This is a genomic window from Vibrio sp. AIC-3 (assembly GCF_013114515.1).
In the GTDB taxonomy this organism is placed as follows: Bacteria; Pseudomonadota; Gammaproteobacteria; order Enterobacterales; family Vibrionaceae; genus Vibrio; species Vibrio crassostreae_C.
Genome location: NZ_VTXG01000044.1, coordinates 20,355 through 27,433, shown reverse-complemented (window position 1 = coordinate 27,433; position 7,079 = coordinate 20,355). Strand labels below are relative to the sequence as shown.

6 protein-coding genes and 1 pseudogene are annotated in these 7,079 nt (G+C 45.2%); 5 read left to right on the top strand and 2 right to left on the bottom strand.

What is annotated here, in order from left to right:
• Positions 1 to 102 precede the first annotated feature (102 nt).
• Both F0229_RS20615 and F0229_RS20610 read left to right on the top strand, forming a co-directional pair.
• Positions 103 to 945 (top strand): annotated as a pseudogene (locus tag F0229_RS20615) (aerolysin family beta-barrel pore-forming toxin); the annotation flags it as partial.
• A gap of 218 nt (positions 946 to 1,163) precedes the next feature.
• Complete coding sequence (locus F0229_RS20610) at positions 1,164 to 1,385, top strand: hypothetical protein (RefSeq protein WP_017059142.1); 222 nt, start codon at positions 1,164 to 1,166, stop codon at positions 1,383 to 1,385.
• 128 nt (positions 1,386 to 1,513) lie between these two features.
• Here F0229_RS20610 and F0229_RS20605 read toward each other — a convergent pair whose 3' ends face one another.
• Positions 1,514 to 2,035 carry a DUF2058 domain-containing protein gene (locus F0229_RS20605; protein ID WP_010441213.1) on the bottom strand — a complete coding sequence of 174 codons (522 nt, stop codon included), beginning with the start codon at positions 2,033 to 2,035 and terminating at the stop codon, positions 1,514 to 1,516.
• Between the two features lie 416 nt (positions 2,036 to 2,451).
• On the opposite strand from F0229_RS20605, the gene F0229_RS20600 reads away from it, so the two are divergent.
• On the top strand, positions 2,452 to 3,786 hold the full coding sequence (locus F0229_RS20600; RefSeq protein ID WP_171733593.1) for a sphingomyelin phosphodiesterase: 1,335 nt from the start codon (positions 2,452 to 2,454) through the stop codon (positions 3,784 to 3,786).
• 39 nt (positions 3,787 to 3,825) lie between these two features.
• On the top strand, positions 3,826 to 4,776 hold the full coding sequence (locus F0229_RS20595; RefSeq protein ID WP_171733594.1) for a chromosome partitioning protein ParA: 951 nt from the start codon (positions 3,826 to 3,828) through the stop codon (positions 4,774 to 4,776).
• A 4-nt stretch (positions 4,777 to 4,780) separates the two neighbouring features.
• Here the strand turns inward: F0229_RS20595 and F0229_RS20590 are convergent, their stop codons facing one another.
• On the bottom strand, positions 4,781 to 5,815 hold the full coding sequence (locus F0229_RS20590; protein ID WP_171733592.1) for an AraC family transcriptional regulator: 1,035 nt from the start codon (positions 5,813 to 5,815) through the stop codon (positions 4,781 to 4,783).
• A gap of 170 nt (positions 5,816 to 5,985) precedes the next feature.
• Between F0229_RS20590 and F0229_RS20585 the strand changes: the two genes are divergently transcribed.
• A complete protein-coding gene (locus F0229_RS20585) occupies positions 5,986 to 6,999 on the top strand; it encodes a DUF2804 domain-containing protein (protein ID WP_171733591.1) in 1,014 nt (337 codons plus the stop codon).
• Positions 7,000 to 7,079: the final 80 nt, after the last annotated feature.

Here is a 7,079-nt window from a genome sequence, read left to right as displayed (position 1 = left end):
ATTAGAAACTGGCGACAAGCTCTAAACCGCTTTATGATTATGTTCGAAGACAGACTCACTGAATACATGTAACCCCGACAGTTACACAGAATTATTTACAGGGTAGAAGAAACTGACCAAGACCTGGTCAACACCCTTACAGCTTATGCTATTAACAAGACTGATCAGCCGAAACAAATCGTCGTTGACCTTCATTTTAAGCAATCAACACAATGGAGTAAAACACAGCGCTTCGACCTTGCTGATTCAGTCGTCATTGATGAGACCTTTCATTGGCCACAAGTTGGAAAAACAGAGGTAAGAGTCGCGCTAGAAGAAGGCCAACGTTTCTCCGATACCAACAGTGGCGCTCGTTTTGAGCCGACAGAACTGCAAGCCATCATTACCGTGCCTGCTCACTCCGTGCTACCTTTTCAAGTCGAGTTCTTACGCTCTACCATCTCTTACCCATACCGCATCAAAACCAACATGAGTTACGACGTGAGCTTCACAGGTTTTCTTCGTTATAGCGGCAATGCGCTGAGCTCACATCCAACAAACCGCCCTACTGTCTCACACACCTTTACCATGGGAACCACCAGCGAAGATCAAGCCAATATCCGCTACCAATGGGACCATCGCTATATTCCTGGAGAGATGAAATGGTGGGACTGGAGTTGGGCAATCAACACCAATGGCTTGAGTAGCATGCAGTACGCCGCAGGAGCAAGTGTCCGTCCGTTCTATTCTCACGTGTCTGGTCAATTCAGTGCTGAATCTCAATATTCAGGGATGATAGATATCGGCGCTGAGCATTCTGTTGATTCATTCGATACAACGACGTTCAACAATCACGAAACCTACTACGCGGGTGATATTAAAATAGTGACTGATTTCGCCCCTGCAGCCCTAGCGCAACTGGGTTATAACAGCGCTCAGCTAACGCTTACCCCAATGCAGCCATAAGCCCATAGAAAGTTTCAGCTGTTATTCCAAGCCCATTGCGTCTGCTCTGGGCTTGATTCGTCTTACATTCTCTCAGTCATACATCTGTATTAGCCGCTAAGTATTCACTTTCTGAATCGTTTTTCATTGACTTAAAAATGAAATCATAACGACACACTAATTTGCGTAACTTAGGGTGCAAATAGGCAATCAGATTACAGTGCCTATCAGGAGGATGTATGAAACCAAATCGATCTACGGTACTCACTGGACATGTAAAACACTGCCCATGCTGCTCTACCGAACTGGTCATCAAAGACCACATTCACGTTTGCCCGCGCAATGAAATTGGCGACTGTTACTTCGATGGCTATGACCAACACGAACAGCGCGCTAATACCGATTTTATCGATCATGCAAGTGCCAATGATAGCCTTGTTTACGGCATGTCAGAACACTAAGCTTTATTCAAGATTTGTTGAAGTCATTTCGCGCCAAAAAAAATGCAGCGCCAATCGAGTGATTGTTCGCTGCATTCTTAGATCCTGTAAACTTAGCTAACCATTAAAATGGAGCTAGGTAAAACGGATTACCACATTAGATCATCTGGGATCACGAAGTCTTTGTACGGGTCATCTTCGTCTACTTCGTCTGTGCTACCTGCCTGCGTATCAACGATAGATTCTTCGTCGCGCATAGCAATCTTGTTCGCTACTGCTGTTGGAATAACAACATAGCTCTCGCCTTGACGAGCAATACTTAGAATGCCTTTACTTAGTTGCTTTTGAGTCAGCTCTTCTACGTAAAGATATTTAACTAGCGTACCGTCGGTGAAGTTGTATTTGATCTCACCGTTCTTCTGTTCGATCTTGTTCATCTCAATCAGTTGCTTCACTTGAGCTTTAATTTCTTTGCTCAACTGTTGTTCTTTCAACTGTTGGTTTAGCTCTTTGTCTTTCGCTTGCTGCGCCAGTTTAGTTTCTTCAGCTGCCGCTTTTGCTTCACGAGACTGAACGCGAGACTTTTTAGAGCCTTTCTTCGCCTTCTTTAATTTTTTCTCATTTACCAAGCCAGCTTTAAGCATCTGCTCTTGGAGTGTTAACTTTGCCATGACTTTCCCAGTTCAGGATTAAAAACGGCACTATCATACCTGTTTTTGAGGTTTCTGTTTACTGAACAAGAGTAAATTACAGAACAATCGCAAAATTTATGCTGATAGCTCTAAGCTGTGTCCATATTCCCTTCTTGTTGCTCACAATCTCTACTCTCCCCCGAACATACAGTTTTGATTTAAGCATGCCAACATTGGCTGCTCCACCGACTCAACACCATTATCTGACTCTGTTATTCGCGCGCGTACCATTTATCATTCCAACAAGACAATATGTTAATTTTCAATGGTTAATCAATTTTATAAAACCTTGGCATATATCTCATATTTGAATAAATGCCATAGATTTATAACTCCAATGTCATAACTCTTGACTACGTTATTCTAGATATCAATCAATAAGGATAACGTAAACAATGAAAACTCAATGGACTTGGTTAGCTGCACTTGTGGCATCCACATCAATCGCTTCGACCTCTGCGATCGCAGACACCGACGTGTATCTCACCAATAACACCAATCAAGTGATGACCATTCAAGCCAACCACACCGGTACCGACCTGCTTCAACTTGGGGATGAGTGGCAACAGCATGTTGAACAGATTGGTCCTTGGGAAACGAAGAAGCTGATCAGTTTTAACCGCTGGACTGGTGTGAAATCTGGGAAGACCTATGAGTTTGACACTGTGGTATCGAACGCTGTGGGCGAAAGTGTCACGCTCAACCAAACCATGAAGGGACATTGGTATAACTCGACACTGCAACATGGTTTGAGTGCCGCAGACGTCAACCTAACATTGCATGACGATCGTAATATTCATCGCAGCACAACCGATGCGTTCGGGGTCAACGCAGAGCTAGCACTTAAAGCCGATTCTACAGCGCGCTACGATGATATTTATTACACCATCACCCCTCCAAAAGTGGATGAGCAACCAGAGCCAGATGCCAATACACTCAAAGTCATGACTTATAACATCTGGGCGCTGCCTGCCATCGCTTCACATATTGGTGACCGCTATGACCTGATCCCTCAATACGTAAAGGGCTATGACGTGTTGGCGCTACAAGAGGTGTTTGCTAACGGCAGAGATGAATTCTTGCGTGAACTGGCAAAAGAGTATCCTTATCAAACTAAAATGCTCGATAAAGATGGGATTAACATCTATGACGGCGGCGTGATCATTGTCAGCCGCTACCCTATCGTTAACGAAGCGCAATACGTGTTCCCTGATTGTACAGGCACAGATTGTTTCGCTGATAAGGGCGTGAATTATGCCGAGGTTATCAAGAATGGTCAGGCTTACCATGTGTTTGGCACTCACACCGCATCATTCGATACGGACACCGCTCGTGACTACCGACAACGTCAATTCAAGCAGATGCGTCAGCTTGCTCAATCACTGGAAATACCAACCTCTGAAACGGTTATTTACAGCGGTGACTTCAACGTGAACAAGCTGAAGTTCCCAGGCGACTACCAACAAATGTTCGCTAACCTGCAAGCCGATGAGCCGGAGTATTCAGGTTATACCGCTTCAACCTTTGATCCTCGTATCAACAACTTTGCAGGCGAACCTATGTCTGGCGGGGAAAATGTCGAATACTTGGATTACGTAGTGGTGAGTTCGGAGTACGCACAAAAAACTCACAACAATAACCGCGTTGATGTTCCAAGATCAACCAGCAGTGAATTATGGAAGCACTACAACCTTTCAGACCACTTCCCTGTTAGCGCCGTGATCAAGTAACTCGGTGAACCAATAATGCATCGAGTTATATTAATCATAATGCTCGTCGCTGTGACGAGCATTATTGGCTACTCATGGTCATCAAAATCGAACGGAATACCGCTATCTGCGGCTCAACACACAGAAGCTAAGCCCCGTGTTTCTGCGACAACTGATGACGATAATTTCACACCCACTGCAACCGCCAGTTCGGGAAATGCAACATCGCAGAGCAATCAATCCCAAACTAAATCATCCGGCGGAGAAACGCATGTTGAAAACTTAAGCGAACTTGAAGGTAAAGCTCTATTCGATGAACTCGATGGGTTCTGGAAGCTTTGTCAACAACGCGATGACTGCGCAGAGCAACTCGCACGATTGAAATCAGAATTGCCGAGCATATGGTTTGAGTTACTGAGCGACTATCCGCAGCTATCAGTCGACTGGCAATTAGCCCAAAGTACCATCCCACTTGAATCCATAGAGACTCTTGAAGATCGTGTTGCCTTATTCAAGCAGTCTGCACAGCAAGTATGGGGAGAGTTGGCCCACCAGCTATTCGCTGACCAGTTTGCTCATCTGGATTTTACGCTTGACGCCAACACCCTTGAAGAGAACGAAGCGAGCCAGTTTTTGGCCAACTATCAAGATTTGCTTAGTGAATGGCAAAACAATACGGGCACGTTAAACGCCGAAACACAGCTTCAAAAATATGAACTGGCAGTATCTTTGATACCCAGCAGCTATAGCCCTGCTGAAGTAGCATCAGTCAAAGCCGACCTTCAAGATGCCTACTTAGATGAAGCGCAGGCCAGCAACATTGCCGCGCGAGAACAACAAGTCGCACAACAGCAACAAACCGTGATGAGTTATCACGTGCAACTGGATCAGCTCAAAGCGACCTTAGGCTCTCAACGTTCATCAAGTTATGCCACTTGGACTCAACAAGATTGGGACAGTTACTATCAGCAGCAAGTCACCGATTTCAGAGAACAGTTCTTTAGCAAGTAACGCCTTAACTTAAACCATCACGAAACTGAGCGGGCGTTTTATTGAGCCAACCTTTAAACGCCCTTCTGAAATTTGCAGGGTCGCTATAACCGAGCCTTTCACCGATGTCATCAATGCTCATGGTTGTGCCGAGTAATAGCTCTTTGGCCAGCTCCACTCGAACTTCGGTAAGTAATATTTGGTAACTGGATTCATGGGTCACTAGCTCTCGCCTGAGTGTACGAGAGCTACAACCAAACTCATCCGCGAGTTGTTCTATAGTCGGGAAACTACCTGCGGTTTGATAAAAGATCGTTTTGATCTGATTAGTCAGCAGATGCTCAGAGTCCAACGTTTCGACTATCGACTGGCAAGACGCAAGATAGCGCTTCAGTGTCGCGGCATCATGAGTCAATAAGGTCTGTGATAAAACCGAGGCATCAAAACGCAATTCACAATGGCTCTGCTCAAAAACTACAGGGCACTGGAAACGATCGTCATAGAGCTTAGCGTAATTGGGACGAGCATAAGGCAAAGCTAAAGTGTGAATATCCAATTCATGACCAGTCAGTTCTTTGAACAAAGAGACGATTGAACTTAAGAAATATTCACTGCAGAAAGGCAGGAGATCACCTACTTCCAAGGTGTTCTCAATCTGAATCACTGCTTGATCGGAATCTAGAAACAATTTAACCGAGAAGATAGGACCGTTCAGGCGCAGATATTTAAAGCCCGACTTGATGGCCTCCCCGACATTTTGACTGGTCGATAGCGCATAACCCAACACACCAAAGTGGCTCAAGCTAGCGTGTTCCCCCAGCCAAAGCCCTAAGCCATCGTGAGGAAAGCTCTGATTCGCCACGCTAAATAACGCAAGTTTATCAGCGAAAGTCAGCTTTCCATTCGGGTCTCGCCAATCCATGTTCGGCAAACCCACATCATTGAGTAGCCTTTCAATATCGATAACTCGTTGCTCTAGCGTATTCAACAGCAGCGCGATATCTAATGTACCCAACTGGTGCCTATGTCCGGTTGGCTTATACTCCGCGATAATCTCCAATCGTCTCTCCTTATATCGAGCCCATTCCCATCAACATGACTACTCAGCCTTAACAACACATGCTGACAAAATCGTGATTGGTAACGCGCTCTTGTCCGAATATGACCTCCCAATTCTACGCTACTCATCGCACAATGGCTTTAGTTGTTAAAATAATGTGAACCATCGCAATGATAAAAACCAACCCAGCCCCATACAGTTTGATTAATTCTAATGGTCAGCCGATCATTGGGCATTTCGATGGCATCCTTAAACACCTAAACATCGAGAACTTTGACTACCGAAACTCGATGGATTCAAAAGCAAACCCTTGGCAGAAGCACTTCCACTATAAGCAATTCCAGTTTGTCAGCATCGTCACCGACACACACATTATCGGCGTCGCTATCGCGGATATTCGTTACTTAGGCTCGGCATTTTGTTATCTGTACGACATAGAAAACAACCATCTGCAAGAGTCATCTTGGTTGAGGCCATTAGGGTTTGATAAGCATGTAACGCCTTCACCATTTGAAGGAAAGACAAGCATTGCAGATCAAAGCATTGCTTTCTATATCGAGGGCGGACAATGGCGAGTTCGCTTGAATACGAAATTCATCAAGGCCGATATTTCTTTAGAGCCTGAAACCGACAGCTTGCCCATGGCGATGTGCAGCCCAACGGGTTATTCAGGTTGGACTTACACCCAAAAGCACAATGCTTTGCGCATCAGCGGTGAAATCCAAATCAAGGGAGAATCACTCGTTCTCGAACAAGCTCGTGCCGGTTATGACTTTTCAGCGGGTTACATGAGACGTGAAACCAGTTGGCGCTGGGCAAGCATCAACACGCAATCCAATGGGACAGATATTGGCTTGAACCTCGCAGCAGGCGTCAATGAAACCGGAGGCTGCGAGAACGTTTTATGGATCAATGGAACTCGGCACTTACTTAACCCGGTACAGTTTGCGTTTAGTCGCCAAGACACCAATTTACCTTGGCAGATAACATCACAAGATGGACGTATAAACCTGACCTTTACGCCCTTAAATAATCGCAGCGAAAAGCTCAATTTATGGCTGTTAAAAAGTAACTTTCGTCAGTTCATTGGTCACTTTTCTGGCTCGATTGAAGACAACAATGGAGTGACACATCAACTCGATGGTGTTCTTGGCCTAACAGAAGATCACTTTGCTCGCTGGTAGCGAAATTTTGCTAACTGAATTTCAGGCGAGCAAGTCTAAGTAAACTTGATACTAAGAACGCGTATGGCGTCTCAACAAGG

Coding starts and splice junctions, on each gene's coding strand:
- F0229_RS20610 (WP_017059142.1), top strand. CDS start 1,164: ATGAAACCAAATCGATCTACGGTACTCACTGGACATGTAAAACACTGC.
- F0229_RS20605 (WP_010441213.1), bottom strand. CDS start 2,035: ATGGCAAAGTTAACACTCCAAGAGCAGATGCTTAAAGCTGGCTTGGTA.
- F0229_RS20600 (WP_171733593.1), top strand. CDS start 2,452: ATGAAAACTCAATGGACTTGGTTAGCTGCACTTGTGGCATCCACATCA.
- F0229_RS20595 (WP_171733594.1), top strand. CDS start 3,826: ATGCTCGTCGCTGTGACGAGCATTATTGGCTACTCATGGTCATCAAAA.
- F0229_RS20585 (WP_171733591.1), top strand. CDS start 5,986: ATGATAAAAACCAACCCAGCCCCATACAGTTTGATTAATTCTAATGGT.